This window comes from Nocardioides pyridinolyticus (assembly GCF_054653575.1).
Genome location: NZ_BAAIFY010000002.1, coordinates 244,413 through 267,200, shown reverse-complemented (window position 1 = coordinate 267,200; position 22,788 = coordinate 244,413). Strand labels below are relative to the sequence as shown.

Annotated in this window: 30 protein-coding genes; 18 read left to right on the top strand and 12 right to left on the bottom strand. The window is 72.6% G+C overall.

Going from position 1 to position 22,788, the window contains the following annotated elements; genetic code table 11:
- The 3 genes from sodN to ACYQ0U_RS03430 all read left to right on the top strand — a co-directional run bounded on the left by sodN (window position 1) and on the right by ACYQ0U_RS03430 (window position 1,944).
- A complete protein-coding gene (sodN, locus tag ACYQ0U_RS03440; RefSeq protein ID WP_459969421.1) occupies window positions 1-402 on the top strand; it encodes a superoxide dismutase, Ni in 402 nt (133 codons plus the stop codon).
- A 307-nt stretch (window positions 403-709) separates the two neighbouring features.
- Window positions 710-1,132 (top strand): ATP-binding protein, encoded by a 423-nt coding sequence (locus ACYQ0U_RS03435; protein WP_459969418.1) that lies wholly within the window; start codon window positions 710-712, stop codon window positions 1,130-1,132.
- Window positions 1,132-1,944, top strand: coding sequence for an RNA polymerase sigma factor SigF (locus ACYQ0U_RS03430; RefSeq protein WP_459969415.1), 813 nt, complete (start codon window positions 1,132-1,134; stop codon window positions 1,942-1,944). The genes ACYQ0U_RS03435 and ACYQ0U_RS03430 overlap by 1 nt, the downstream gene beginning before the upstream one ends.
- 10 nt (window positions 1,945-1,954) lie before the next feature.
- Here ACYQ0U_RS03430 and ACYQ0U_RS03425 read toward each other — a convergent pair whose 3' ends face one another.
- Window positions 1,955-2,353, bottom strand: coding sequence for a hypothetical protein (locus ACYQ0U_RS03425; protein ID WP_459969413.1), 399 nt, complete (start codon window positions 2,351-2,353; stop codon window positions 1,955-1,957).
- Window positions 2,354-2,559: 206 nt separating this feature from the next.
- Between ACYQ0U_RS03425 and ACYQ0U_RS03420 the strand changes: the two genes are divergently transcribed.
- Entirely contained in the window at window positions 2,560-2,811 is a 252-nt protein-coding gene (locus ACYQ0U_RS03420; RefSeq protein WP_459969410.1) for a WhiB family transcriptional regulator, read from the top strand.
- A gap of 4 nt (window positions 2,812-2,815) precedes the next feature.
- Here ACYQ0U_RS03420 and ACYQ0U_RS03415 read toward each other — a convergent pair whose 3' ends face one another.
- Window positions 2,816-4,291: a sensor histidine kinase gene (locus ACYQ0U_RS03415; RefSeq protein ID WP_459969408.1), complete on the bottom strand. Its 1,476-nt coding sequence runs from the start codon at window positions 4,289-4,291 to the stop codon at window positions 2,816-2,818.
- A gap of 86 nt (window positions 4,292-4,377) precedes the next feature.
- Here ACYQ0U_RS03415 and ACYQ0U_RS03410 point away from each other — a divergent pair, with 86 nt between their 5' ends.
- The 4 genes from ACYQ0U_RS03410 (at window position 4,378) to ACYQ0U_RS03395 (ending at window position 7,462) form a co-directional block, all read left to right on the top strand.
- Window positions 4,378-5,229: a DUF2785 domain-containing protein gene (locus ACYQ0U_RS03410; RefSeq protein ID WP_459969406.1), complete on the top strand. Its 852-nt coding sequence runs from the start codon at window positions 4,378-4,380 to the stop codon at window positions 5,227-5,229.
- A 10-nt stretch (window positions 5,230-5,239) separates the two neighbouring features.
- Window positions 5,240-6,874 carry an acetolactate synthase gene (locus ACYQ0U_RS03405; RefSeq protein WP_459969404.1) on the top strand — a complete coding sequence of 545 codons (1,635 nt, stop codon included), beginning with the start codon at window positions 5,240-5,242 and terminating at the stop codon, window positions 6,872-6,874.
- Window positions 6,875-6,889: 15 nt separating this feature from the next.
- Window positions 6,890-7,249, top strand: a complete 360-nt coding sequence (locus tag ACYQ0U_RS03400; RefSeq protein WP_459969402.1) for a thioesterase family protein — start codon at window positions 6,890-6,892, stop codon at window positions 7,247-7,249.
- Window positions 7,250-7,387: 138 nt separating this feature from the next.
- Complete coding sequence (locus tag ACYQ0U_RS03395; RefSeq protein ID WP_369759046.1) at window positions 7,388-7,462, top strand: 50S ribosomal protein bL37; 75 nt, start codon at window positions 7,388-7,390, stop codon at window positions 7,460-7,462.
- 70 nt (window positions 7,463-7,532) lie between these two features.
- Here ACYQ0U_RS03395 and rsrA read toward each other — a convergent pair whose 3' ends face one another.
- The 5 genes from rsrA to ACYQ0U_RS03370 all read right to left on the bottom strand — a co-directional run bounded on the left by rsrA (window position 7,533) and on the right by ACYQ0U_RS03370 (window position 10,637).
- Window positions 7,533-7,823: a mycothiol system anti-sigma-R factor gene (rsrA, locus tag ACYQ0U_RS03390; RefSeq protein WP_459969400.1), complete on the bottom strand. Its 291-nt coding sequence runs from the start codon at window positions 7,821-7,823 to the stop codon at window positions 7,533-7,535.
- On the bottom strand, window positions 7,820-8,455 hold the full coding sequence (locus ACYQ0U_RS03385; protein ID WP_459969398.1) for a sigma-70 family RNA polymerase sigma factor: 636 nt from the start codon (window positions 8,453-8,455) through the stop codon (window positions 7,820-7,822). Before ACYQ0U_RS03385 ends, rsrA begins: the two co-directional genes overlap by 4 nt.
- 62 nt (window positions 8,456-8,517) lie before the next feature.
- On the bottom strand, window positions 8,518-9,162 hold the full coding sequence (locus tag ACYQ0U_RS03380; protein ID WP_459969396.1) for an alpha/beta hydrolase family protein: 645 nt from the start codon (window positions 9,160-9,162) through the stop codon (window positions 8,518-8,520).
- Window positions 9,159-9,902: an SOS response-associated peptidase gene (locus ACYQ0U_RS03375; RefSeq protein WP_459969394.1), complete on the bottom strand. Its 744-nt coding sequence runs from the start codon at window positions 9,900-9,902 to the stop codon at window positions 9,159-9,161. The genes ACYQ0U_RS03380 and ACYQ0U_RS03375 overlap by 4 nt, the downstream gene beginning before the upstream one ends.
- Before the next feature lie 21 nt (window positions 9,903-9,923).
- The gene (locus tag ACYQ0U_RS03370) at window positions 9,924-10,637 is read right to left on the bottom strand and encodes a hypothetical protein (protein ID WP_459969392.1); all 714 of its coding nucleotides are present in this window, start codon (window positions 10,635-10,637) and stop codon (window positions 9,924-9,926) included.
- 115 nt (window positions 10,638-10,752) lie between these two features.
- Between ACYQ0U_RS03370 and ACYQ0U_RS03365 the strand changes: the two genes are divergently transcribed.
- Genes ACYQ0U_RS03365 through rsgA form a run of 4 tightly spaced genes read left to right on the top strand, consistent with a single transcriptional unit; the run spans window position 10,753 to window position 14,881 of the window.
- Entirely contained in the window at window positions 10,753-12,123 is a 1,371-nt protein-coding gene (locus ACYQ0U_RS03365) for a sigma-70 family RNA polymerase sigma factor (RefSeq protein WP_459969390.1), read from the top strand.
- Window positions 12,120-12,587, top strand: a complete 468-nt coding sequence (locus ACYQ0U_RS03360; protein ID WP_459969388.1) for a DoxX family protein — start codon at window positions 12,120-12,122, stop codon at window positions 12,585-12,587. Before ACYQ0U_RS03365 ends, ACYQ0U_RS03360 begins: the two co-directional genes overlap by 4 nt.
- A gap of 9 nt (window positions 12,588-12,596) precedes the next feature.
- A complete protein-coding gene (gene aroA, locus ACYQ0U_RS03355) occupies window positions 12,597-13,895 on the top strand; it encodes a 3-phosphoshikimate 1-carboxyvinyltransferase (RefSeq protein WP_459969386.1) in 1,299 nt (432 codons plus the stop codon).
- A complete protein-coding gene (gene rsgA / locus ACYQ0U_RS03350; protein WP_459969382.1) occupies window positions 13,892-14,881 on the top strand; it encodes a ribosome small subunit-dependent GTPase A in 990 nt (329 codons plus the stop codon). Before aroA ends, rsgA begins: the two co-directional genes overlap by 4 nt.
- On the opposite strand, the gene ACYQ0U_RS03345 is transcribed toward rsgA, so the two are convergent.
- Window positions 14,878-15,309: a DUF2231 domain-containing protein gene (locus tag ACYQ0U_RS03345; RefSeq protein ID WP_459969380.1), complete on the bottom strand. Its 432-nt coding sequence runs from the start codon at window positions 15,307-15,309 to the stop codon at window positions 14,878-14,880. The two genes, rsgA and ACYQ0U_RS03345, sit on opposite strands and share 4 nt — an antisense overlap.
- A 51-nt stretch (window positions 15,310-15,360) precedes the next feature.
- Here ACYQ0U_RS03345 and hisN point away from each other — a divergent pair, with 51 nt between their 5' ends.
- On the top strand, window positions 15,361-16,227 hold the full coding sequence (gene hisN, locus ACYQ0U_RS03340) for a histidinol-phosphatase (RefSeq protein WP_459969378.1): 867 nt from the start codon (window positions 15,361-15,363) through the stop codon (window positions 16,225-16,227).
- Between the two features lie 15 nt (window positions 16,228-16,242).
- Window positions 16,243-16,674 carry a CBS domain-containing protein gene (locus ACYQ0U_RS03335; protein ID WP_459969376.1) on the top strand — a complete coding sequence of 144 codons (432 nt, stop codon included), beginning with the start codon at window positions 16,243-16,245 and terminating at the stop codon, window positions 16,672-16,674.
- 6 nt (window positions 16,675-16,680) lie between these two features.
- Here the strand turns inward: ACYQ0U_RS03335 and ACYQ0U_RS03330 are convergent, their stop codons facing one another.
- Entirely contained in the window at window positions 16,681-17,709 is a 1,029-nt protein-coding gene (locus ACYQ0U_RS03330; protein WP_459969374.1) for a PP2C family protein-serine/threonine phosphatase, read from the bottom strand.
- A 40-nt stretch (window positions 17,710-17,749) separates the two neighbouring features.
- Here ACYQ0U_RS03330 and ACYQ0U_RS03325 point away from each other — a divergent pair, with 40 nt between their 5' ends.
- Complete coding sequence (locus ACYQ0U_RS03325) at window positions 17,750-18,118, top strand: FKBP-type peptidyl-prolyl cis-trans isomerase (protein ID WP_459969373.1); 369 nt, start codon at window positions 17,750-17,752, stop codon at window positions 18,116-18,118.
- 40 nt (window positions 18,119-18,158) lie between these two features.
- Here ACYQ0U_RS03325 and ACYQ0U_RS03320 read toward each other — a convergent pair whose 3' ends face one another.
- A complete protein-coding gene (locus ACYQ0U_RS03320; protein ID WP_459969371.1) occupies window positions 18,159-18,404 on the bottom strand; it encodes an RNA-binding S4 domain-containing protein in 246 nt (81 codons plus the stop codon).
- 22 nt (window positions 18,405-18,426) lie between these two features.
- Here ACYQ0U_RS03320 and ACYQ0U_RS03315 point away from each other — a divergent pair, with 22 nt between their 5' ends.
- Window positions 18,427-18,939 (top strand): TOPRIM nucleotidyl transferase/hydrolase domain-containing protein, encoded by a 513-nt coding sequence (locus ACYQ0U_RS03315; RefSeq protein ID WP_459969369.1) that lies wholly within the window; start codon window positions 18,427-18,429, stop codon window positions 18,937-18,939.
- Window positions 18,940-18,943: 4 nt separating this feature from the next.
- On the opposite strand, the gene ACYQ0U_RS03310 is transcribed toward ACYQ0U_RS03315, so the two are convergent.
- Complete coding sequence (locus ACYQ0U_RS03310) at window positions 18,944-19,276, bottom strand: hypothetical protein (protein WP_459969367.1); 333 nt, start codon at window positions 19,274-19,276, stop codon at window positions 18,944-18,946.
- A gap of 150 nt (window positions 19,277-19,426) precedes the next feature.
- A complete protein-coding gene (locus tag ACYQ0U_RS03305) occupies window positions 19,427-20,698 on the bottom strand; it encodes a DUF445 domain-containing protein (RefSeq protein ID WP_459969365.1) in 1,272 nt (423 codons plus the stop codon).
- A 45-nt stretch (window positions 20,699-20,743) separates the two neighbouring features.
- Here ACYQ0U_RS03305 and ACYQ0U_RS03300 point away from each other — a divergent pair, with 45 nt between their 5' ends.
- Window positions 20,744-21,142, top strand: a complete 399-nt coding sequence (locus ACYQ0U_RS03300; RefSeq protein WP_459969363.1) for an FAD synthase family protein — start codon at window positions 20,744-20,746, stop codon at window positions 21,140-21,142.
- A gap of 95 nt (window positions 21,143-21,237) precedes the next feature.
- Window positions 21,238-22,746: an MXAN_6640 family putative metalloprotease gene (locus ACYQ0U_RS03295; RefSeq protein ID WP_459969361.1), complete on the top strand. Its 1,509-nt coding sequence runs from the start codon at window positions 21,238-21,240 to the stop codon at window positions 22,744-22,746.
- Window positions 22,747-22,788: the final 42 nt, after the last annotated feature.

The following is a 22,788-nucleotide window of genomic DNA, read 5'->3' as shown; positions in this document are numbered from 1 at the left end:
ATGTTCGCGAAGCTGTTCGCCCCCACCCTCGAGGTCTCCGCCCACTGCGACCTCCCCTGCGGCGTCTACGACCCCGCGCAGGCCCGCATCGAGGCGGAGTCGATCAAGGCCATCATCGCCAAGGTCGCGGACAACGACGACCCGGACTTCCGCACCCGCGCGATCCTCATCAAGGAGCAGCGCTCGGAGCTCGTGAAGCACCACCTCTGGGTGCTGTGGACCGACTACTTCAAGCCCCCGCACTTCGAGAAGTACCCGCAGCTGCACACCCTGGTGAACGAGGCCACCAAGCTGGCCGGCGCCGCCGGGACCAAGGGCGAGCTCGACGCCGGCAAGGCCGACGAGCTGCTCGCCAAGATCGACGAGATCGCGGAGATCTTCTGGGAGACGAAGAAGGCGTGACTCCGTCACGCCTTCTTCGTCTGACCCGCCGACCGAAGCGAAGCGAGGTCGGTACGGACGAAGGCCTGAGCGTGCGAAGGCCTTCGGGCCAGAAGGCCTGACGGCCTTCTCCGTCTCCCCTCCACGGCCCGCCCGGTTCCACCGGGCGGGCCGTGGCCTTCCCAGACCTGCCCCGCCGCCGAGCCGCCGCCGACCCGTTAGCGCCGGCGAAAGCCCGGGTACGTCCACGACGGGCCGGCTCCCCCCGCTACATTGCGGAGACGGTCCGCGGACCACCCCCACCGACCAAGCCCCCGAGGGACGACACATGGCACCGATCGGCGCGACCACCGGCTCGACCACGGAAGGCCGCGCCGACGTCGAGCTGCGGTTGCCGGCCGACAGCGCGTTCGCGTCGGTCCTGCGTACGACGACCGCCGGCCTCGCGGCCCGGCTCGACTTCCCGATCGACGACATCGAGGACCTGCGGATCGCGGTCGGCGAGGCGAGCGCGATGGTGCTGCCCGAGGCCGGGGTCGGCTCCGACCTCACCTGCCGCTTCTTCATGGCGCCCGGCGAGCTGACCGTGAGCGTCGCGGTCGACGTCGACGCGCCCCTGACCCCCGACCTCGACAGCTTCGCCTGGCAGGTCCTCACCACCCTGGCGACGTCCGCCCGGGTCGACGACGAGGACGGCAGGTTCGGCATCACGCTCACCATGGAGTCGGGTCAGACCGAGATCGGCAGCTGATGAGCTCGACACCGGGGGACGAGCCGGAGGCATTCGGCCGTACGAGCGTGGAGGTCACGCGGCAGCGCAGTGCCGAGCTGTTCCTGGTCTTCCGCGACGAGGACAGCTCCACGGCCGAGCGGGAGACCGCGCGCGACGCGCTCGTGCACCTCCACCTGCCGCTGGTCGAGCACTGCGCCCGCCGGTTCCGCAACCGCGGCGAACCGCTGGAGGACCTCGTCCAGGTCGGCACGATCGGCCTGATCAAGTCCGTGGATCGCTTCGACTCCGACCGCGGCGTGGAGTTCTCGACCTACGCGACGCCGACGATCATCGGCGAGATCAAGCGCTACTTCCGCGACAAGGGCTGGGCGATCCGGGTGCCCCGGCGGCTGCAGGAGCTGCGCATGCAGATCGGCGCCGCGACCGCCGAGCTGACCCAGTCGCTGGGCCGCTCCCCCACCCCGCGCGAGCTCGCGCACGCGATCGGCTGCACCGTCGAGGAGATCGTCGAGGGCATCGAGTCCAGCAACGCCTACTCCACCCTCTCGCTCGACGCCAGCGACGACGGCGAGGAGGGCGGTGCCGCCAGCATGCTCGACGCGATCGGCGTCGACGACGAGGGCCTCGCGCACGTCGAGATCCGCGAGTCGATCAAGCCCCTGCTCGACCGGCTCGAGCCGCGGGAGAAGAAGATCCTGCTGCTGCGGTTCTTCAAGAACATGACGCAGTCGCAGATCGCCGACGAGATCGGCGTCTCCCAGATGCACGTCTCCCGGCTGCTCAACCGCACCCTGGAGCGGCTGCGCGTCTCGCTCGAGGAGCAGTCCTGACCCTCGGGAGCTAGCGGGGACCCCGGTCCTCGGGGTCGGCCAGCGCGTCGATGCTGACCGGGTTCAGCAGGCCGACCAGCACGACGAGCGCGACCGCGGCCAGCGTGACCGCGACCCACGTCGTGTCGCCGCCGCGGAAGCTCCAGGCCACGCCGAGCTGGATCAGCTGGGCCAGCACCATCGGGCTGCGGGCCCACGTGTGCCCGTGGGTGATCGCCCAGGCCGCACCGAGCAGGAGACCGCCGTACGCCGCGAAGAAGATCGAGGTCGTCACGGCGACCGCGGCGCGGTCGGTGGAGAGGTGGGCGAGCTCGAGCACGGCGTATCCGAGCAGCAGCAGGCCCTCGACCGCCACGAGCGAGGCGGCGACGACCAGGGGGGCGGGGTTGTCAGGGCGGCGTACCGTCACAGGAAGAGCCTAGAAGCGGCCCGCGCTGTGACGAAACGAACCATCCGGAGGGGTTGTTTAACGCTCCAACAGTTGCCAGGCTTGACCATGCGCTCGTGAATGCGTTCACTGCGCCGCGCCCGCTCGCGTGTGACGGGCGTCATCGCAGGTCTTGCCCGGCCCCGGACCTGTACATCTGAGCTTCAGGAAAGAGGGATTCCCCAGCCATGGATTGGCGCCACCGTTCTGCGTGCCTCGACGAGGACCCGGAACTGTTCTTCCCGATCGGCAACACCGGTCCGGCCATCCTCCAGATCGAGGAGGCCAAGCAGGTGTGCCGTCGCTGCGAGGTGCGCGAGCAGTGCCTTGCGTGGGCGCTGGAGGCTGGCCAGGACCATGGAGTCTGGGGCGGCCTCAGCGAGGACGAGCGCCGCGCGCTGAAGCGTCGCACTGCCCGCTCCCGCGTCCGCACCGCGTAGGCGGCTACTCGAGGGGCACGTCGAGCGCCGCGCGCGTGCCCGCACCTCCGGGCCGAGGTCCCAGCTCGAGCTGACCGCCGAGCTCGGACTCCACGAGCGTGCGGACGATGGACAGCCCCAGGTTCGTCGACCCGTCCAGGTCGAACCCCTCGGGCAGCCCGCCGCCGTCGTCCTCGACGGTCACGTGCAGCCGCCCGACCAGGCGCTGCGCGGTGATCACGATCTCGCCGGCGACGTCGGCCGCGTCCGCGTCGTAGCCGTGCTCGACGGCGTTCTGGAGCAGCTCGGTCAGCACCATCGCGAGCGCCGTCGCCGACTCCGAGGGCAGGACGCCGAACGACCCCTCGCGCCGCACGCGGACCCGGCTGCCGACCGCGCTGACGTCGCTGACCATCCGCCCGAGCGGGTCCACCACGTCGTCGAAGTCGACCTGCTCCTCGACGGCCTGGCTGAGGATCTCGTGGACGATCGCGATCGACCCCACGCGGCGTACGGCCTCCTCGAGCGCGAGCCGCGCCGACTCGGAGTCCATCCGCCGTGCCTGGAGCCGGAGCAGCGCGGCGACCGTCTGGAGGTTGTTCTTCACCCGGTGGTGGATCTCCCGGATGGTCGCGTCCTTGGTGACCAGCTCGCGGTCACGGCGGCGCAGGTCGGTGACGTCGCGGACCAGCACCAGCGCGCCGATGTGGTCGCCCCGCGGCCGCAGCGGGATCGCCCGCACGATCAGGGAGACGCCGTCGGTGCCGATCTCGGTGTCGCGGTGGGCCCGGCCACCGAGCACCGCGCTGAGGGTCTCCTCGTCCGGGCGGCGCCGCGGCGGCACGAGCTCGCGGGTGACGTCGGCCAGGGACAGCCCGCTGAGGTCGCCCGAGAGCCCGAGCCTGCGGAAGACCGAGAGCGCGTTCGGGCTGGCGTAGGCGACCCGGCCGGCGGCGTCGACGCGCAGGAACCCGTCGCCCACCCGCGGGCTGTCCGCGTGGTCGCTGCGCTGGCCGGCCGCCGGGAACTGCCCGTGGGCGATCATCTGGGTCAGGTCGGCCGCGGTCTGGAGGTAGGATAGCTCCAGGCGGCTCGGGGTGCGGACGCCGAGCAGGTTGGTGTTGCGCGCGACGACCGCGATCACCCGGCCGGCGCGGCGCACGGGGATCGTCTCGACCCGGACCGGCACGTCGTCGCGCCACTCCGGGTCCCCCTCGCGCACCAGCCGGCCCTGCGCGTGGGCGGCGTCGATCAGGGGCCGGCGGCCCACCGGCACGAACGTGCCGATCACGTCGTCGACGTACGCCGTGGGCCCCGTGGTGGGCCGCATCTGCCCCGCAGCCCAGAAGCCCTTGCCCTCGCGGTCCGGCAGCCAGAGCACCAGGTCGGCGAAGGACAGGTCGGCGATGATCTGCCAGTCCGCCTGGAGCAGCTGGAGCCACGCGACGTCGTCGGCGTCGAGGTCGGTGTGGCTGCGCACCAGGTCGGTGAGGGACGGCACGGGGGCAAGGGTAGGCCGCGGGGAGGGTTCCGCGGCGGGGAGGACCCCGGGTGGACGTCTGGACCATCTTTGAGAGGATGGACAGCATGTCGGGGTCGTACTGGAAGCAGGTGCACGCCACCGGTCTCGCGGTACCGACGGACCGCCCGCTGGACGACCTCACCGCCGAGCTCACCCGGATGCTCGGCGACCCGGATCCCGCGCTCCGCGACGGCACGGCCTACCCCACGCTGACCACCTGGGTCGACCGCGGGGTGTACGACGACCTGCTCGCCGGCCTGGGCGACGGCATGGCGATCGGGCTGCGCGTGGGGCTCGGCGAGCAGGGCACCGACACGGTGTTCCGGCGCAGCTTCTCCGCGCTGGTGCTCGGCGACTGCATCGCCCGCGACAACCAGCGCTCGCTGCTCCCGGGCGGCAAGATCCTCGAGTGGGGCGACCGGCTGGCGGCCTGGCTGCTGCGCGAGCGTGACCTGCGCGCGTTCGTGCCGGGCAAGGGCTGGGCGCACGCGGTCGCCCACGGCGCCGACAGCCTGGCCACGCTCGCGCGCTCCCCGCACCTGGCCCAGCCCGAGCTCACGGTGATCCTCGACGTGATCGCCGACCGCGTGCTGCTGCCCGTGGACCGGCTGTTCGGCAACGGCGAGCCCGACCGGCTCGCCTTCGCGACCATGAACGTGCTGCGCCGCAACGTCGTCCCGCTGGGCGTGCTGGAGCCCTGGATCGCCCGCCTGGCCGCGGCCGCCCGCCCCCGCGGGTCCTACGAGGGCCGCGACCCCTACTTGCTCGGCGGCAACGCCGAGGCCTTCCTGCGCGCGCTCTACCTCCAGCTCTCGCTCGGCGCCCGCCCGCCCCAGGTGCGCTCCGACCTGCTGCTCGTCGTCGTGGCCGCGCTCAAGCACACGAACTCCGCGCTCCTCTCCGCTACGGACCAGTAACCTCTGGGCCATGTCCTCCGAACTCAGCGGCCATGCGGGCGAGCTCGCCACGGCCGTCGCCCAGGCGCACGGCGTCGAGACCATGTTCACCCTCTCCGGCGCGCACGTCTTCCCGTTGTACGACGGTGCCGTGAAGGCCGCCGAGGCCGGCCGGCCGGTCCGGCTGCTCGACGTGCGCCACGAGCAGACCGCGGCCTTCGCCGCGGAGGCGACCGGCAAGCTGACCCGGGTCCCCGGGCTGGCCGTGCTCACCGCCGGCCCCGGGGTCACCAACGGCCTCAGCGCGGTCGCGCAGGCGCAGTTCGCGGGCTCGCCGATGGTGGTCCTCGGCGGCCGCGCGCCGCAGAGCCGTTGGGGCTCCGGCGCCCTCCAGGAGCTCGACCAGCCGCCGATCTTCGCCCCGGTCTCGAAGCTCGCGCGCACGATCCCGACCGCCGCCGAGGTGGCCGAGGGCATGCACGAGGCGTTCCTGACCGCGCGCTCCTCGCACCGCGGCCCGGTCTTCGTCGACGTGCCGATGGACGAGCTGTTCAACACCGCCACCGGCACGCTGCCCGACGTCGCGGCGCCGCGGGGCGCCGACCCCGACACCGACGCCGTCGAGCGGATCGCGGCGCTGCTGGCCGGCGCCTCCCGCCCGGTGCTGATCCTCGGCACCGATGTGTGGGCCGACCACGCGGAGGAGGCCGCCCTGCGGTTCGTCGAGGCGGCCGGCGTACCCGCGATCACGAACGGCATGGGCCGCGGCATCGTGCCCGGCGGCCACCCGCTGCTGGTCACCAAGGCGCGCAGCCAGGCGCTCAAGGGTGCCGACCTCGTGGTCGTGGTCGGCACGCCGCTGGACTTCCGGCTCGGGTACGGCGTCTTCGGCGACGCCCGCGTCGTGCACGTCGCCGACTCCCCCGGTCAGGTCGCCGCGCACGCCGAGCTCGCGGACTCGGTCTCCGGCGACCTCTCCGCGGTCTTCGACGGGCTGCTCGCGGCCCTGAAGGACCACGACTGGTCCGCCTGGGTCGCCGACCTCCAGGCCGGCGTGGCCGCCGCGGTGGAGCGGGACGCCGCGCTGCTCGGCGCCGAGGCCGACCCGATCCATCCCGCGCGGATCTACGGCGAGCTCGTGCCCCGGCTGGCCGACGACGCGGTCGTCATCGGCGACGGCGGCGACTTCGTCAGCTTCGCCGGCAAGTTCGTCGAGCCGAAGCGCCCCGGTGGCTGGCTCGACCCCGGCCCCTACGGCTGCCTCGGCGCCGGGCTGGGCGCCGCGATCGCCGCCCGGCTGGCCCGTCCCTCCTCGCAGGTCGTGCTGCTGCTCGGCGACGGCGCCGCGGGCTTCTCGCTCATGGACGTCGACACGCTCGTCCGGCACGACCTGCCGGTGGTGATGGTCATGGGCAACAACTCCGCGTGGGGGCTGGAGAAGGGCCCCATGCAGATGCTCTACGGGTACGACGTGATCGCGGACCTGGCTCCGCGCACGGCGTACGACGAGGTGGTCCGCGCCCTCGGCGGCGCGGGCGAGACCGTGACCGACCCGCGCCAGGTCGGCCCGGCGATCGACCGGGCCTTCGCCTCCGGCGTGCCCTACCTGGTCAACGTGATCACCGACGTCGAGGCGACCTACCCGCGGAACAGCTTCGGTGTCTGAGCTCTGATGCCTGCCATGGAAGCCACCCTGACGTTCACGGCCACCGACACCGACACCGCCGAGGCGGTCGGCTCGGGCAGCCTGCCCGTCCTCGGCACGCCCCGCCTGCTGGCGTGGTGCGAGGCCGCCACCTGCGCCGCGATCAGCTCCGCGCTCGCCCCCGGCGAGACCAGCGTCGGCACCCGCGTCGAGCTCGAGCACGTCGCCGCCTCCGCGGTCGGCCAGCAGGTGGAGGTGACCGCCACGGCGTCGTACGCCGACGGCCGGCTGCACCGCTTCTCGGTGATGGCGCGCAACGTCGGCGGCAAGGTCGTGGGCACCGGCGAGATCACCCGCGTGGTCGTCGACGCCGAGCGGTTCCTGAGCCGGCTCTGACGGCCCGTTTCGCGTCGAGACACCAGCAACGGCCCCTGGCGGGGATGAAAAGGGGCCGTTTTGGGTGTCTCGACGGGAGATGAGAGACTGACCCTTGGCCCCTGACCGGGCCAGGACCGTCCGATCAGGAGGAAGACCATGGGCAAGACCGGCCGCAAGCGCCGCGCTCGCAAGAAGAAGGGCGCGAACCACGGCAAGCGCCCCAACGCCTGAGCGCGAAATGCAATGAACCCCCGAGCGATGCTCGGGGGTTCTCTGCTGCTGGGGGCCTGTCGGGTCCAGGTCAGCCCTCGGTGCGGATCTCCACCTGCACCTGGCGGATGCGGAGCATCACGCGCTGCCGGAGCTCGTCGGGGGCGACCTCGGAGCAGGAGCGGGCCACCACGGCCTTCACCGTGCGCTGGAGGTCGTACTTCTCCAGGCAGGGGTTGCAGCTGTCGAGGTGGAGTCGGACGGCGGAGCAGTCGGCCTCGTCGAGCTCGTTGTCGAGGAAGTAGACGATCCGCTCGAGGAAGTCCGCGCAGTCGGCGAGCGAGGGGTCCTGCCCCGGACCGACGATGTGGTCGTGGCTCACGACGCACCCCCGTCCCGACCGACGCTGAGCAGGTCGTTGTCGCGCACGTAGTCGGAGAGCATGTCGCGCAGCTGGCGGCGGCCCCGGTGCAACCGGGACATCACGGTGCCGATCGGAGTGTCCATGACCTCGGCGATCTCCTTGTAGGCGAAGCCCTCGACGTCGGCGAGGTACACCGCCAGGCGGAACTCCTCGGGCAGTCGCTGGAGGGCGTCCTTGACCTGGGAGTCGGGGAGGTGCTCGAGCGCCTCGGTCTCGGCCGAGCGGAGCCCGGACGAGGTGTGCGACTCGGCACGGTGCAGCTGCCAGTCCTCGACGTCCTCGGACATCGACTGCTGCGGCTGACGCTGCTTCTTGCGGTAGTTGTTGATGAAGGTGTTGGTGAGGATCCGGTACAGCCAGGCCTTCAGGTTGGTGCCCGGCCGGAACTGGTGGAAGGAGGAGTACGCCTTGGCGAACGTCTCCTGCACGAGGTCCTCGGCGTCGGCGGGGTTGCGGGTCATCCGCATCGCGGCCGAGTAGAGCTGGTCGAGGAACGGCAGCGCGTCACGCTCGAAGCGCGCGGAGCGCTCGGCGTCCGTCTCGGTCTCGCGGTCGACGACCTCCGGGGTCGTCTCAGTGGGATCGGTCATCGTCTCCCAGAGTAGCCCGGGGGTGGGACGTTCGAGCACGGCGAGCATGTTCGAGGAACACGTCAGGCCGGTCGCTCATTCCCGGTGACCTCACGCACCAGCCACTCCAGCGTCGACTCCACGATGATCTCGAGCGCCTCCTCCTGGGAGACCGGGGCGCTCTTCGCGACCTTGAACGAGTGGTCCGCGGCCGGGACGACCGCGAGGTCGGTCTCCGGCGGGAACTCGTCGGGCCGGCCCATCGTGTCCTTCTCGCCCTGGATCACCAGGGTCGGCACGCCGGCGCCCTCGAGCTCGTGCAGCCGCGTCCTCTCCGGCTTGCCGGGCGGGTGCAGCGGGAACGCCAGGGCCAGGCAGCCGGCCGCGCCGAGGGCCTGCGCGCAGCGCGCCGCCGAGCGGGCCCCGGCGGAGCGACCGCCCACCACCAGCGGCGCCGTCCCGCGCAGGTGGCCGGCCGCGGCGGTCAGGCCCTGGTCCAGCGTGGGGGGCGGCGAGGCGACCTTGCGGCCGGCCACCCGCCACGGCTGCTCGAGCCGGACCACCGTGATGCCGTTGCGGGGCAGGTGGTGCGCGAGCGCCTCGAGGTCCGCGGTGTCGATCCCGACGCCCGCGCCGTGGCTCAGCAGCAGGGTCGCGTACGGCGAGCGCGCCCGGGCGGTCACCAACCGCGCCTCGCCCTGCGGCGTGTCGATCCGACGCTCGGTCATCGGTCCCCCTCGAGCGGCAGCGGCTCCACCAGCTCGGGCCCGTTGTTGCGGACGTTGCTCACCAGCGTGGAGACCGGGTAGGCCTCCAGCATGCCGGGGGCGGCGGGCACGAGCAGGCCGGTGTCACCGCCGGTGCGCGGGTCGAGCCACTCCGACCAGCGGTCCTTCTCGACCATCAGCGGCATCCGGTCGTGGATGTACCCGACGGAGTCCTCGGCCTGGGTGGTGATCACCGTGCAGGTCCAGCGGAACCGGTCCTCGGCGTCCTCGGGCTTGCTCGGGTCGCGCCAGATCTCGTACAGGCCGGCCATCGCGAGGATCCCGCCGTCCTTCGGGCGGATGAAGAAGGGCTGCTTCCGCGGCTTGCCCGCCGCCGTGTGCTCCTCGGTCGGGTACCACTCGAAGTAGCCGTCGGCGGGCAGCAGGCACCGGCGTACCGCGAAGGCCTTCTTGTACGCAGGCTTCTCCGCGACCGTCTCCATGCGCGCGTTGATCATCCGGTTGCCGATCGAAGGGTCCTTGGCCCACGACGGGAGCAGTCCCCACGTCAGCACCCGGAGCTGGCGCTCGGGCGGCTCGGCGCTCTCCCGGGAGGGCGGCCGCTCGACGACGGCGTAGACCTCCTTCGTCGGCGCGACGTTGTAGTCGGCCTCGAGCGGCGCCGGGATGCGCAGGTCGGCGATGTCGAACTCCTCGACGAGGTCCTCGGGACGCCGACTGGAGGCGTAGCGGCCGCACATGGCGGCCAGCCTAGTTGGAGCTCAGACGCGGGTGAGCTCGTCGAGCAGGCGCCCGGCGGCCTCGTCGGTCTCGGGCAGGCCCTCGATCCAGACGCGGGTGCGCTGGACGTCGGTGCTGTCGAGCATCCGGCGCAGCAGGCCGACCCGGCGGCCGATCCGGTCGTCGCGGTCGGCGACGACCACGACCCGACCGGGGCCGACGTGGCCGATCGTCTCGCGGCCGGCGAAGACGGTGCGGGCGGTGTCGCCGAGGCGGGCGTCGTACATGGCCCGGGTGATCGCGTCGTCGGGCCACGGCGGCGCGGCGACGACGACGAGCGCGTGCGCCTCGACGTGCTGGGCGCGGTAGATCTCGGAGATCCGGCTGCGCAGGTGCGGCCGGGTGGCGAGCCCGGTGAGCGGGTCGTCGCACGAGAGGTCGCCCAGGTAGCCGAGGGTCGCGTCGCTCCAGGCGACGGCGAGGGCGCGGGTCTCGGCATGGCCGGGCTCGGTCCCGAGGACCAGCCGCACGGTGAGGACGAGCGCGTCGAGCGCCTCGGCGAGCGTGTGGCCGTCGCGTGCGAGGTCTCCCCCGGTGACCTCGCACGCGACGACCGACCCCGAACCCGAAGCAAGGGCCTCCCCGACCGCCTCGAAGCGCGGCGGCAAGGCCGCCCTGAGCTCCGAGGACAGCTCCCGCCCTGCTTCGGGATCGACCGTGGTGCCACGTCGCTTGCGCGTCGCGAACCAATCCACGGTGGCTCCCCCTGCTGTTGCCCGACTTCGGCTCTGTCCGGCGATGGAACGGGTGAGGCGAGAACCCATGACGCGATTTTCCGGAACCTTCTCGGATTTTTCTCGTTGGACCCCCGTGGCCAGCCACCTCGCGACCCTCGACGGCCCGCCGAGTGACGGCGAGCTGATCTCGGCCGTCCGCGGCGGGGACGCCGACGCGTACGGCGAGCTGTTCTGCCGCCACGTCGAGGCCGCCCGCCGCCTGGCCCGGCAGCTGGTGTCCGCGGGCGAGGCCGACGACCTGGTCTCGGAGGCGTTCGCGAAGGTCCTCGTCGTCCTCCAGCGGGGCGGCGGGCCCGACCTCGCGTTCCGGGCCTACCTGCTCACCGCCGTACGCCGCCTGCACGTAGACCGCATCCGCTCCACGGCCCGGCTGCGCACGACCGACGACCTCACGCCGTTCGACCCCGGGGTGCCGTTCCGCGACACCGCGGTCGAGGGCTTCGAGAACGCTGCCGCCGCGCGGGCCTTCGCCTCCCTGCCCGAGCGCTGGCAGCTGGTGCTGTGGCACACCGAGGTCGAGGGCCAGAAGCCCGCCGAGGTCGCGACCCTGCTCGGCATGAGCGCCAACTCCGTCTCCGCGCTGGCCTACCGCGCCCGCGAGGGACTGCGCCAGGCCTACCTCTCCATGCACGCCCAGGACGTCGACGAGGACGCGTGCGCGGCCACCCGCGCCTCGCTCGGCGCCTACGTCCGCGGCGGGCTGTCCCGCCGCGACAGCGCCAAGGTCGAGCAGCACCTCGAGGAGTGCCGCCGGTGCGCGGCGATCTACCTCGAGCTCACCGAGGTGAACTCCCGGCTCGGCGCCGTGCTCGCGCCGCTGCTGCTCGGCGTCGCCGCGACGGCGTACCTGGGCACGGCGGCCGGCGGCGGCGCGGCCGCGGGCGGCGGCATCGTCGTCCTTCTGGACCGCGCCCGCGACGCGGTCCTCTCGCACGGTCCGACCGCGGCTGTGGCAGGCGCAGCGGCGTCAGCTGTCGCGGTCGGACTGCTCGTGGCGATCAACCAGCCGGCGCCCGACCTGCCCGCCGCCGTGGACGTCCCGGCCGCGCAGGCCGAGCCGACGCGGCTCCCGGGCGGGCCGATCGAACGCGGCGATGCCTCGCGGCGCTCGACCGCGACGGCGACGACCCCCGCGCGCTTCACCGGCTCCTCCGCCGACTCCTCGGTGGTGCCGACCGACGAGCCGACCGACGGGCCGGCCGCGACGCCTCCTCCCGACGAGCCACCGCCGGCCACGGAGCCCCCGCCCGGCGAGCCTCCCCCGACCGAGCCGCCGCCGACGCAGCCGCCCTCTCCGGGGCCGACCCCGCTGGTGCAGCTCGAGGTCGACCTCTCCGTCGGACCGGGCGGCGTCGACGCGGGCGTGTCCGGCAGCGTGCTCGGCGCCCCTCTCCCGCCGGTCGAGGTGACCGTTCCGGCCGGAGTGGGTAGAGAAGGGTCATGAGCCTCAGCCGCAAGGTCGCCCGCCCGATGCTCGCCTCGATCTTCGTCGTGGGCGCCACCACCGCCCTGAAGAACTCCGCCGGCACCGCGCAGAAGGCCGACTCGGTCACCTCGCGGCTGGTGCCGCTGGCCCAGAAGGCCGGCATCCCGCTGCCCTCGGACCCCGAGACGCTCGTGAAGCTCAACGCCGGCGTCCAGATCGGCGCCGCGCTCGCGCTCGCCACCGGCCGCCTCCCACGCCTGTCCGCCGCCGTGCTCGCCGCGTCGCTGGTGCCGACGACGGCCGCCGGGCACCGCTACTGGGAGATCGAGGACCCGGCCCAGCGCACCCAGCAGAAGCTGCACTTCTTCAAGAACGTCTCGCTCGTGGGCGGCCTGATGATCGCCTCGACCGACCGTGAGGGGAAGCCGGCCCTCACCTGGCGCGCCAAGCGCGCGGCGAAGGACCATCTCCCCTCCCGATAGTCTGCGGCGGTGAGCGACCTCCTCGATCCCTGGCCTGCGCCGCACGCGAACCACCCCGTCGACGCGGTCGTCACGCTCCCCGGCAGCAAGTCGCTCACCAACCGGGCGCTGGTCCTCGCCGCGATCGCCGACGGCCCGTCCGTCGTCCGCCGAGCACTGCGGTCACGTGACACCACGCTGATGGCAGCCGCGCTGACCGCGCTCGGGTCCCCCGTGGACACCTCCGGCGACGACTGGACGGTCACGCCCGGCGCGTTCGACCGCGACGCGGAGGTCGACTGCGGGCTGGCCGGCACCGTGATGCGGTTCGTGCCCCCGATCGCCGGCCTGTCCAGCGGGGCCGTGTCCTTCGACGGCGACGAGCACATGCGCAAGCGGCCGGTCGGCGAGATCCTCGGCGCCCTGCGCGGCCTCGGCGTCGACGTGCCCGGTGACGCGCTGCCCTTCACGGTGCACGGCACCGGCTCGGTGCGCGGCGGCACCGTGGTCGTGGACGCCTCGGCGTCCTCGCAGTTCATCTCGGCGCTGCTGCTGGCGGGTGCGCGGTACGACGAGGGCGTCGACGTGCGCCACGACGGGCGAGGCGCGGATTCTGGGCGAGTCCCCTCGCTGCCCCACATCGACATGACGGTCGCGATGCTGCGCGAGCACGGCGTCGAGGTCGACGACTCCGGCGCCAACCGCTGGGCGGTCGGCCCCGGCCCGATCCGCGCGGTCGACCACCTGATCGAGCCGGACCTGTCCAACGCGGCGCCGTTCCTGGCGCTGGCCGCGGTCTCCGGCGGCTCGGTCACCGTGCGCGACTGGCCGCGGGAGACCACGCAGGCCGGCGACGCGATGCGCGACATCCTGACCGCGATGGGCTGCGAGGTCGGCTTCACCGGCGACGGCCTGCGGGTCACCGGCAGCGGCACGCTCCTCGGCATCGACATCGACCTGCACGACGTCGGCGAGCTCACGCCCGCCGTCGCCGCCCTCTGCGCGCTCGCCGAGGCGCCGTCGCACCTGCGCGGCGTCGGCCACATCCGCGGCCACGAGACCGACCGGCTGGCCGCGCTCGCCACCGAGCTCACCGGGCTCGGTGCGGACGTCGTCGAGCACCCCGACGGCCTCACCATCAACCCCGCACCCCTGCACGGCGGGGTCTTCCACACCTACGCCGACCACCGGATGGCCCACGCCGGCGCGATCGTCGGCGCGGCGGTCGAGGGGGTGGAGATCGAGAACATCGCGACGACCGGCAAGACGTTCCCCGACTTCGCGGGATTCTGGTCGGGGCTGGTCACTCCAGAGGACCCAGCGCAGTGACCGGGCGGTACTCCGACCAGGACGTCGAGCACTACGACCGTCCCCGTCGGCGTACCCGTCCCCGCACCAAGGAGCGCCCCACCTACGACGACGCGGAGGACGCCGTCGTCGTCACGGTGGACCGCGGCCGGTTCACGCTGCTGCTCGACGGCCGCACGGTGATGGCGATGAAGGCCCGGCCGCTGGGCCGCAAGGGCGTCGTCGTGGGTGACCGGGTCCGCGTGGTCGGCGACACCTCGGGCCAGGACGGCTCGCTCGCGCGGATCGTCGAGGTCACCGAGCGCAGGACCGTGCTCCGGCGCACCGCGGACGACGACGACCCCGTCGAGCGCGTGATCGTCGCGAACGCCGACCAGCTCGTCGTCGTCACCGCGCTCGCCGACCCCGAGCCGCAGCCGCGGTTGATCGACCGCGCCCTGGTGGCGGCGTACGACGCCGGGATGCAGCCGCTGCTCTGCCTCACCAAGGCCGACCTGACCGCGCCGGACGAGCTACTGACCACCTACCGCTCGCTGGGCGTCCCGTGGGTCGTCACGCAGCGCGGCGGCGACCTCACCGAGCTGCGCGAGCGGCTCGACGGGCGGACCAGCGTGCTGCTGGGGTCGAGCGGCGTCGGCAAGTCCACGCTGGTCAACGCCCTCGTGCCGGACGCCGGCCGCGACGTCGGGCACGTGAACGCGGTGACCGGCCGGGGGCGGCACACCTCCACCTCGGCGTACCTCCTCCAGCTGCCCGACGAGGCGGGCTGGATCGTCGACACCCCGGGCATCCGGTCGTTCGGGCTGGCGCACGTGGAGCCGGAGAGCCTGATCGAGGCGTTCCCCGACCTCGACGAGATGACCGAGGACTGCCCGCGGGGCTGCACGCACGGCGCGGACGAGCCGGAGTGCGGGCTCGACGAGGCGGTCGCCCGGGGCGAGGCCGACCTGGTGCGGGTCGAGTCGTTCCGCCGGCTGCTCGCCGCCCGGAGCGAGCCGGCCTACTAGCCCCAGACCGCGCGGGCGCCGGCCTCGCCGGTGCGGGCCACCCACACCAGCAGGGCGACGGCCACGACCGCGAGCAGCACGTCGATCACCACGCGCAGCGCACCCGTGCGGGAGTGGAGCCGGCCGGCGACGATCGCGACCAGCCCGAAGGCCAGGCTGACCCAGAGCAGCTGCCCCCCGAGCTTCTCGTGCGTCTCGACCAGGGGGCTCGACTCGAGCTCGGGCTTGCTGTCGAGGAAGTCGCCTCCGGAGTAGTACGCGACGACGAGCGCGCCGGTCGCGAGGACGGCGAGCACGAGCATCGGCCAGCGCATCCGATCGCGCCAGCGGGGCACGAGGAAGGCGAGCGCCGCGGCCGCCGCGAGGGGGCCGAAGACGACGGCTGCGTGGACGACGAGGGGGTGCAGGGGGAGGCCGTTGATCTCCATGACAGGTACACGGTCCACCACGCCGGTCCGTTCAGTGAATAGGGTGGCGGTGTGTCGACTGACTACACCGACGATCTCCGGCTCGCGCACGTGCTGGCCGACGACGCCGACTCGATCACCGAGAGCCGGTTCCGGTCGCTGGACCTGCACGTGATGAGCAAGCCCGACCTCACCCCGGTGACCGACGCCGACCAGGCCGTCGAGGAGAGCATCCGCCGTACGCTCTCGCGGGTCCGGTCCCGCGACGCCATCACCGGCGAGGAGCAGGGATCGACCGGGCACAGCCAGCGCCGGTGGGTGATCGACCCGATCGACGGCACCAAGAACTTCGTCCGCGGCGTGCCGGTCTGGGCCACGCTGATCTCGCTCGTCGTCGACGACGAGGTCGTCCTCGGCGTCGTGTCCGCGCCGCTGCTCCAGCGCCGCTGGTGGGCCTCGGCGGGCAACGGCGCCTGGACCGGGCGGTCGCTGCTCAAGGCGAGCCGCTGCCAGGTCTCCGACGTGCGCCGGCTCGAGGACGCGTCACTGTCCTACGCGTCGCTGCACGGGTGGGACGAGCGCGACCGGCTCGACGACTTCCTGACGCTGATGCGCCGCTGCTGGCGCACCCGGGCGTACGGCGACTTCTGGTCCTACATGCTGCTCGCCGAGGGTGCGGTCGACATCGCCGCCGAGCCGGAGCTCGAGGTGTACGACATGGCCGCGCTCGACGTGATCGTGCGCGAGGCCGGTGGCCGGTTCACCTCGCTCGACGGCGCCGACGGGCCGTTCGGCGGCAACGCGCTCGCGACCAACGGGCACCTGCACGAGGCCGTGCTGTCGTTCCTCGGGACGCTCCCCGACGACGATGACGACCCCGACGTCCGCCGGACCGGTCCGGGCTCCGTCTCCGATCTGCGTGACCGGCGGCGCGACTGAGAGTACGGTCACAGCATGCGGATCGGTGACGTGCTGCAGGCCAAGCCCAGTCGCGAGGTCGTGACCATCGCGCCGGACGCCGGGGTGCGTGAGCTGCTCGCGCTCCTCGCCGAGCACAACGTGGGCGCCCTGATCGTCAGCTCCGACGGCGAGTCCGTCGACGGGATCGTGAGCGAGCGCGACGTCGTGCGCCACCTCCACCACGACGGGACGGTCGTCAACAACAACGTCCGGGCGATCATGACCGCGGTCGTGGAGACCTGCGACCAGGACACCCCTCTCGACGACCTGATGACGATCATGACCAAGCGCCGGATCCGGCACGTGCCGGTCGTCCACGAGGGCCGGCTGGTCGGGATCATCAGCATCGGCGACGTGGTGAAGCACCGCATCGGCCAGCTGGAGTTCGAGCGCGACCAGCTGGACAACTACGTCCACCGGAGCTGAGCGGACTCAGCGGGCGCTCTCGCTCTCCGCGAGGACGAGGGCGAGGTCGTCGTTCATCCGGCCGCCGGCGTACTCCAGCAGGCGCTCGACGAGGTGGTCGAGCGCGTCCTCGAGCGAGCCCTCGCCCAGCTCGGCGGCGAACTCGTCCAGCGGGAAGAACTCCCCCGACCTGTCGCGCGCCTCGACCAGGCCGTCGGTGAAGAAGAGCATCCGCGCGCCGGTCGGCCACGCGTGCTCGGTCATCGCGGGCGCGGATCCCATGCCCAGCGGCACCGTCGGCTCTCCGGTGTCGACCTCGGCGACCTGGGAGTCGTGGACGAGCAGCGGCGGGTGGTGGCCGCAGTTGGCGAGCATGACCCTGTCGCCGTGGAACTCGCCGACGATCGCCGTCACGAACTCCTCGTCGCCGATGAAGCGGGTGATGGTCTCGTCGATGCTGCGGGCGAGCGCGGCCGGGTCGGGCTCGGTGAACGCCGCGGCGCGGAACGCGCCGAGCACGGCGGCCGCGGTCTGCACGGCCTCGAGGCCCTTGCCGCGGACGTCGCCGACGATCACGCGGACGCCGAAGGGCGTGGCCGCGACCTCGTAGAGGTCGCCGCCCACCAGGGCCTCCGCCGACGCCGAGACGTAGCGCGCGGACAGGCCGACGGAGCCGATCGCGGTCGGGATGGCGCGCAGCACGGCGCGCTGCGCGGTCTCCGCGATCACGGTCATGCGGCGCAGCCGGCTCTCGCGCCGCTCGCTGAGTGCGGCCGCCTGGACGGCGACGACGCCGAGCAGGGCGCACAGCAGGACGCGGACCAGGAAGTCGACGGTATTGGTGGTGTCATCCCACAGGCGCGCGAGCACACCGCAGGAGGTGGCGACGATCGCGACGTACGCCGTACGGCGGGCCGTCGTGAGCATGCTCGCCACGATCGCGCCGGCCGCGAACACCGCGATCAGATGGGCCGGCGTCACGATCGAGAGCACGACGAGGGCCGCGATCACGGCGAGCCCGGCGAGCAGGCCGGGGTCGATACGCGAGGACGTCACGGGCGCAATCTTGTCAGTTGGCGTGACCTAGGGTGGGCGTATGGACAAGCCCGAGATCGACTTTCCCGACTTCGACCCGCCCGCTGACCTCGTCGTCACGGAGATCACCGAGGGCGACGGCGCCGAGGCGACCGCCGGCTCGACGGTGTCGGTGCACTACGTCGGCGTCGCGCACTCGACCGGCGAGGAGTTCGACGCCTCCTACAACCGTGGCCAGCCGCTGCAGTTCCGGCTCGGCGTCGGCCAGGTCATCTCCGGCTGGGACCAGGGGGTGCAGGGCATGAAGGTCGGCGGCCGCCGGCAGCTCGTGATCCCGCCGCACCTGGGCTACGGCGACCGCGGCGCCGGCGCCGTCATCAAGCCGGGCGAGACGCTGATCTTCGTGGTGGACCTGCTCGGCGTCTCCTGACGCCACCCGCCCGATCACCAGGGCAGATCACCGGGGCAGATCACCAGGGCAGGTTGTCCGGAGCGCCGTCCTCGGCGACCCGGGCGGCCTGCCCGGCCACCTGCACCACGTCGCCCTGGACGAGCTGGCGGCCCCGACGGGTCTCCACCTCGTCGTTCACCCGCACCATCCCGGCCGCGATCAGCGGCTTCGCCTCCGCGCCGGTCTCCACCAGGTTGGCCAGCTTCAGGAACTGGCCCAGCCGGATGGACTCGTCGCGGATCGGTACGTCGAAGGGCTCAGCCATGGCCCCATTCTCCCCTCAGGCGGTGGTCCTCGTCGAAGGGCACAGCGACCGCGTGGCGATCGAGACCCTCGCGCGGCGGCGCGGCCGCGACCTCGAGGCCGAGGGCGTCGAGGTGGTCGCGATGGGCGGTGTCACCAACGTCCGCTCCTTCGCGCTCCGGTACGGACCACACGGCCTCGGGGTGCCCCTGACGGGACTGTACGACGCGGCGGAGGAGCCGATCGTGGTGCGCGGACTCGCGGCCGCCGGCGTACCGGCTGACGGGTTCTTCGCCTGCGATGCCGACCTGGAGGACGAGCTCATCCGCGCCCTCGGCGCCGACGCCGCGGAGGCCGTGGTCGCGGCCGCCGGGGAGCTCCGGTCGCTGCAACGCCTCACGGGGATGCCCGCACAGCGGGGATGGTCCCGTGAGGCGCTGCTGCACCGCTTCCTGGGCGGAGCGGGTCGCAAGGCGCGCTATGCGGCCCTGTTCGTGGAGGCACTCCCCTCGGGGAACGCGCCTCCCCCACTCGCAGCGGTGCTGGACCGGGTGTGACCGATCAGGCTGCAGCGGTCTCGGGGTTCTCGGGGTTCTCGCGGTTATCGCGGTTATCGCGGTTATCGCGGTTATCGGCGCGGCAGTCGTCGAGGCGGGCCTCCGCCGCCTTCACGCGCTGGGCCTGTGCCTTCTTGGCCTTCTGGTTCTTCTTCGTCCTGTGCTCCTGGTGCTTGGCCTGGAACTCCGCGTACTTGGCGCTGGCCCGGTCGTACTGGGCCTGCTCCTTGGCGCACGGGTCGCTCGGCGCCGGCGCGTCGTCGGCGGCGGCGGGGCCGGCCGACAGGGCGCCGAGGGCGAAGATCGAGGCGATCGGGAGTGCGAGGGCGCGCAACATGTAGTCCTCCGAGATGCGGGGAGGGTGTGACGCCCTCTACCTGTCGCGAGGTGCCGTCGGCGTTACGCCAGCTGCCTGACTCGCGCGGGACGTCATACGAGGCGGCTGCCGGGACGACCAGCTCGTATGACGTCCGGGCGGACGCGGCCGTCAGTTCACCAGCACCGTCACCGCGTGGATGAGAACGCCGACGAGGCCACCGACGATGGTGCCGTTGATCCGGATGAACTGGAGGTCGCGGCCCACGTGCAGCTCGATCCGGCGGGCGGCCTCCTTGCCGTCCCAGCGCTCGATGGTGTGGGTGATCACCGTGGTGAGCTCGCTGCCGTACCGGTCGACGGCGTAGACGGCGGCGTCGGCGGCGAGGCCGTCCAGACGCGCACGGAAGGCGCCGTCGGAGAGCAGGCGGGAGGAGAACGACGACAGCTCGGCCAGCAGGCGCGCTCGGACCGCGCCGGTGGGGTCCTGGAGGGAGGCGAGCAGCGAACGGCGCAGGGCGTTCCAGAGCGAGACGGAGGAGGCGAGGACCTGGGGGTGGTCGAGCAGCCGCTCCTTGAGGCGCTCGGTGCGCTCCTGGGCGGCGGGGTCGGTGAGGAGGTCCTGGGCGAGCTGGGCCAGCATCGAGTCCAGGGCCTGGCGGGCGTGGTGGCGCGGGTCGTCGCGGATGTCGCCGACCCACTCGACCAGCTCGCGATGCAGGCGGCCGATGACCGCCTCGTTCAGGCGCGTGGGAGCCCACCAGGGCGCGCGCTCGCCGAGGATCTCCGAGACGGTCTCGGGGTTCTCGACCAGCCAGCGGTGCAGCTCGGTGAGGCCGAGGTCGACGAGCCCATGGTGCAGGTCGTCGCGGACGGTCTCCTCCAGCAGCGACCCGAGGAGCGGCGAGATCGGCTCCTCGCGGAAGCGGGGCACGAGGGCGTCGCGGAACAGCTCCTCGACGTGCTCGTCGCGGACCCGGTTCAGCGCGGCCACCGCGATGTCGGCCACCTCGTCGACGGCGCGGTGGGCGTGCTCGGGCGAGGACAGCCACCGGCCGAGGCGCAGCGACGGCGTTGCCGCGGCGACGCGGTCGCGGATGATCCCCTCCTGGAGGAAGTTCTCCCCCATGAACTCCTCGAGCCCGCGCCCGAGCTCGTCCTTGCGCTTCGGGATCAGGGCGGTGTGCGGGATCGGCAGCCCCAGCGGGTGCTTGAACAGCGCGGTCACCGCGAACCAGTCCGCGATCGCACCGACCATGGAGGCCTCGGCTCCGGCGTTGACGAAGCCGAGGAAGCCGTCCTGGTCGAGCGTGAGCAGGTAGACGGCCGCGGCGAGCAGCAGCAGCGACACGGCGAGCGTGCGCATCCGGCGCAGTCCCTGGCGGCGTACGGCGTCCGCGGCCGGGTTGGACGTGATCATCGCGATCGAGGTGGGCTGGTTCATCGCCCGCCAGTCTTGCCTACGCGGCCACATGCCAGAATGCGCCGCATGTCACGCACGGTCATCACCTTCGGCACGTTCGACGTGTTCCACGTCGGGCACCTCCGGGTGATCGAGCGGGCGGCGGCGCTGGGCGACCGGCTCGTCGTCGGCGTCTCGGCGGACGCGCTCAACCTGCGCAAGAAGGGCCGCGAGCCCGTCTTCAGCCAGGCCGAGCGGCTCGCGATCGTCGCCGCGCTCAAGCCGGTCGACGAGGTGTTCGTCGAGGAGAGCCTCGAGCTCAAGCGCGACTACATCGTGGAGTACGGCGCCGACGTGCTCGTGATGGGCGATGACTGGGCGGGGCGCTTCGACGAGTTCGGCGACGTCTGCGAGGTCGTCTACCTCCCCCGCACCCCGGCCATCTCCACGACCGCCCTGATCGAGAAGATCTCCGGCAACGCCTGACCCCAGCGGGCAGGGTTTCGGCCCACCCGCCGAGCGGGCACTCTCCCCGCGAGGCGGATCCGCCCGACACACCCCTTTCGTTCTCGAGGAGAAAGATGCGTCGTTCGCTCGTCGTCGCTGCCGTCGCCGCGGCCCTGGTGCTGTCGAGTCCCGGAAGCGGGAGCGCGGAGGAGCCGGACACACCGGTCACGCCGGTCACCCCGGAGCGCGCCCTCTCCACCGTGCAGGGGCTCCTCGAGCGCACCACCGGGGAGCAGACCGACCTCTCGTTGGCGATGCGCGAGCTGTTCAAGGCGATGCCGTCGCTCAGCGCCTCCGACCGGCGTACGGCACGCGATATCTTCGCCCGCCCGACCGACGGTGACGCCGACCCGGTGGGCGACGGCTACACGGTCCCCTCCGAGCGGAAGTGCGGCAAGAAGGTCTGCGTGCACTGGGTCGAGTCCACCGCGGACGCCCCGCCGAGCCGGGCCTGGGTGAACACCAACCTCAAGATCATGGGCAAGGTCTGGAAGACCGAGGTCGGCCAGCTCGGCTACCGCAAGCCCATCGGAGACAAGAAGCGCGGCGGCAACGCCAAGCTGGACGTCTACCTCAAGGAGCTCGGCGACCGCGGCATCTACGGCTACTGCACGCCGGAGCGGAAGGTCCGCGGCCACAAGTGGCTCGCCTCCGGCTACTGCGTGCTCGACAACGACTTCGCCGAGGCGCAGTACGGCGCCCCGCCGATGCAGAGCCTCCGCGTGACCGCCGCGCACGAGTTCTTCCACGCGGTGCAGTTCGCCTACGACTACGGCGAGGACCCGTGGCTGATGGAGGCGACCGCGACGTGGATGGAGGAGCGGTTCGCCGACGACGTCAACGACAACCGCCAGTACCTCCCGTACGGACAGGTCGGGAACCCGTCCCGCCCGCTCGACACGTTCAACCGGCAGGGCTTCAACCAGTACGGCAACTGGACGTTCTTCGAGTACCTCAGCAACCGCTTCGGCACCGGCATCGTGCGGCAGATCTGGTCGCGGGCCGGCGCCTACCAGGGCTCCGGCTACCAGTACTCCACCAAGGCCGTGAAGACCGTCCTCAGCGGCAAGCGCGGCGGCTTCACCGACGTGTTCCGGAAGTTCTCGGCCGCCAACACGGTGCCCGGCCGCAGCTACCCCGAGGGCGCGACGTGGCCGGTGGCCCCGGCGACCGCCTCCTGGACCTTGACCAAGGACGCACCCCGGCAGAGCGCGGCCACGCGGATCGACCACATGGCCTCGCGCAACTACGTCGTGCGGCCCGGTGACGGCCTCGGCGGCAAGCGCTGGAAGCTGCGGATCGCGATCGACGGCCCCGGCCCGCGGACCGCGCCGGCGGCGTACCTCGTCGTGAAGCGCAAGAACGGCCTCGTCCGCACCCCGATCGGTCTGTCGAGGAAGGGCACGGGCACCAAGACCATCGCCTTCAACGGCACCCAGGTGACGTGGGCCAAGGTCGTGCTCGTGAACGCCTCGACCCGCTTCTCCTGCTGGCACCGGACGTCGTGGTCGTGCCAGGGCAAGGCCCGCGACAACAACGCGCCGTTCACGATCAGCGTGAGGGCGGTCCGGGCCAAGCGGTAGGCCGCCGACCGGTCCACGACGCAGGCCCGACGACACAGGCCC

Excerpts from the sequence above, each read along its gene's own strand:
- ACYQ0U_RS03345 (WP_459969380.1), bottom strand. The coding sequence starts at position 15,309 with ATGGAGATCAACGGCCTCCCCCTGCACCCCCTCGTCGTCCACGCAGCC.
- ACYQ0U_RS03320 (WP_459969371.1), bottom strand. The coding sequence starts at position 18,404 with ATGGCTGAGCCCTTCGACGTACCGATCCGCGACGAGTCCATCCGGCTG.
- ACYQ0U_RS03375 (WP_459969394.1), bottom strand. The coding sequence starts at position 9,902 with ATGTGCGGCCGCTACGCCTCCAGTCGGCGTCCCGAGGACCTCGTCGAG.
- ACYQ0U_RS03420 (WP_459969410.1), top strand. The coding sequence starts at position 2,560 with ATGGATTGGCGCCACCGTTCTGCGTGCCTCGACGAGGACCCGGAACTG.
- ACYQ0U_RS03300 (WP_459969363.1), top strand. The coding sequence starts at position 20,744 with ATGTCACGCACGGTCATCACCTTCGGCACGTTCGACGTGTTCCACGTC.
- ACYQ0U_RS03400 (WP_459969402.1), top strand. The coding sequence starts at position 6,890 with ATGGAAGCCACCCTGACGTTCACGGCCACCGACACCGACACCGCCGAG.
- ACYQ0U_RS03335 (WP_459969376.1), top strand. The coding sequence starts at position 16,243 with ATGCGGATCGGTGACGTGCTGCAGGCCAAGCCCAGTCGCGAGGTCGTG.
- ACYQ0U_RS03360 (WP_459969388.1), top strand. The coding sequence starts at position 12,120 with ATGAGCCTCAGCCGCAAGGTCGCCCGCCCGATGCTCGCCTCGATCTTC.
- ACYQ0U_RS03410 (WP_459969406.1), top strand. The coding sequence starts at position 4,378 with ATGTCGGGGTCGTACTGGAAGCAGGTGCACGCCACCGGTCTCGCGGTA.
- ACYQ0U_RS03405 (WP_459969404.1), top strand. The coding sequence starts at position 5,240 with ATGTCCTCCGAACTCAGCGGCCATGCGGGCGAGCTCGCCACGGCCGTC.
- ACYQ0U_RS03310 (WP_459969367.1), bottom strand. The coding sequence starts at position 19,276 with ATGTTGCGCGCCCTCGCACTCCCGATCGCCTCGATCTTCGCCCTCGGC.
- ACYQ0U_RS03430 (WP_459969415.1), top strand. The coding sequence starts at position 1,132 with ATGAGCTCGACACCGGGGGACGAGCCGGAGGCATTCGGCCGTACGAGC.
- sodN (WP_459969421.1), top strand. The coding sequence starts at position 1 with ATGTTCGCGAAGCTGTTCGCCCCCACCCTCGAGGTCTCCGCCCACTGC.
- ACYQ0U_RS03435 (WP_459969418.1), top strand. The coding sequence starts at position 710 with ATGGCACCGATCGGCGCGACCACCGGCTCGACCACGGAAGGCCGCGCC.
- ACYQ0U_RS03380 (WP_459969396.1), bottom strand. The coding sequence starts at position 9,162 with ATGACCGAGCGTCGGATCGACACGCCGCAGGGCGAGGCGCGGTTGGTG.
- ACYQ0U_RS03325 (WP_459969373.1), top strand. The coding sequence starts at position 17,750 with ATGGACAAGCCCGAGATCGACTTTCCCGACTTCGACCCGCCCGCTGAC.
- ACYQ0U_RS03385 (WP_459969398.1), bottom strand. The coding sequence starts at position 8,455 with ATGACCGATCCCACTGAGACGACCCCGGAGGTCGTCGACCGCGAGACC.
- ACYQ0U_RS03305 (WP_459969365.1), bottom strand. The coding sequence starts at position 20,698 with ATGAACCAGCCCACCTCGATCGCGATGATCACGTCCAACCCGGCCGCG.
- ACYQ0U_RS03295 (WP_459969361.1), top strand. The coding sequence starts at position 21,238 with ATGCGTCGTTCGCTCGTCGTCGCTGCCGTCGCCGCGGCCCTGGTGCTG.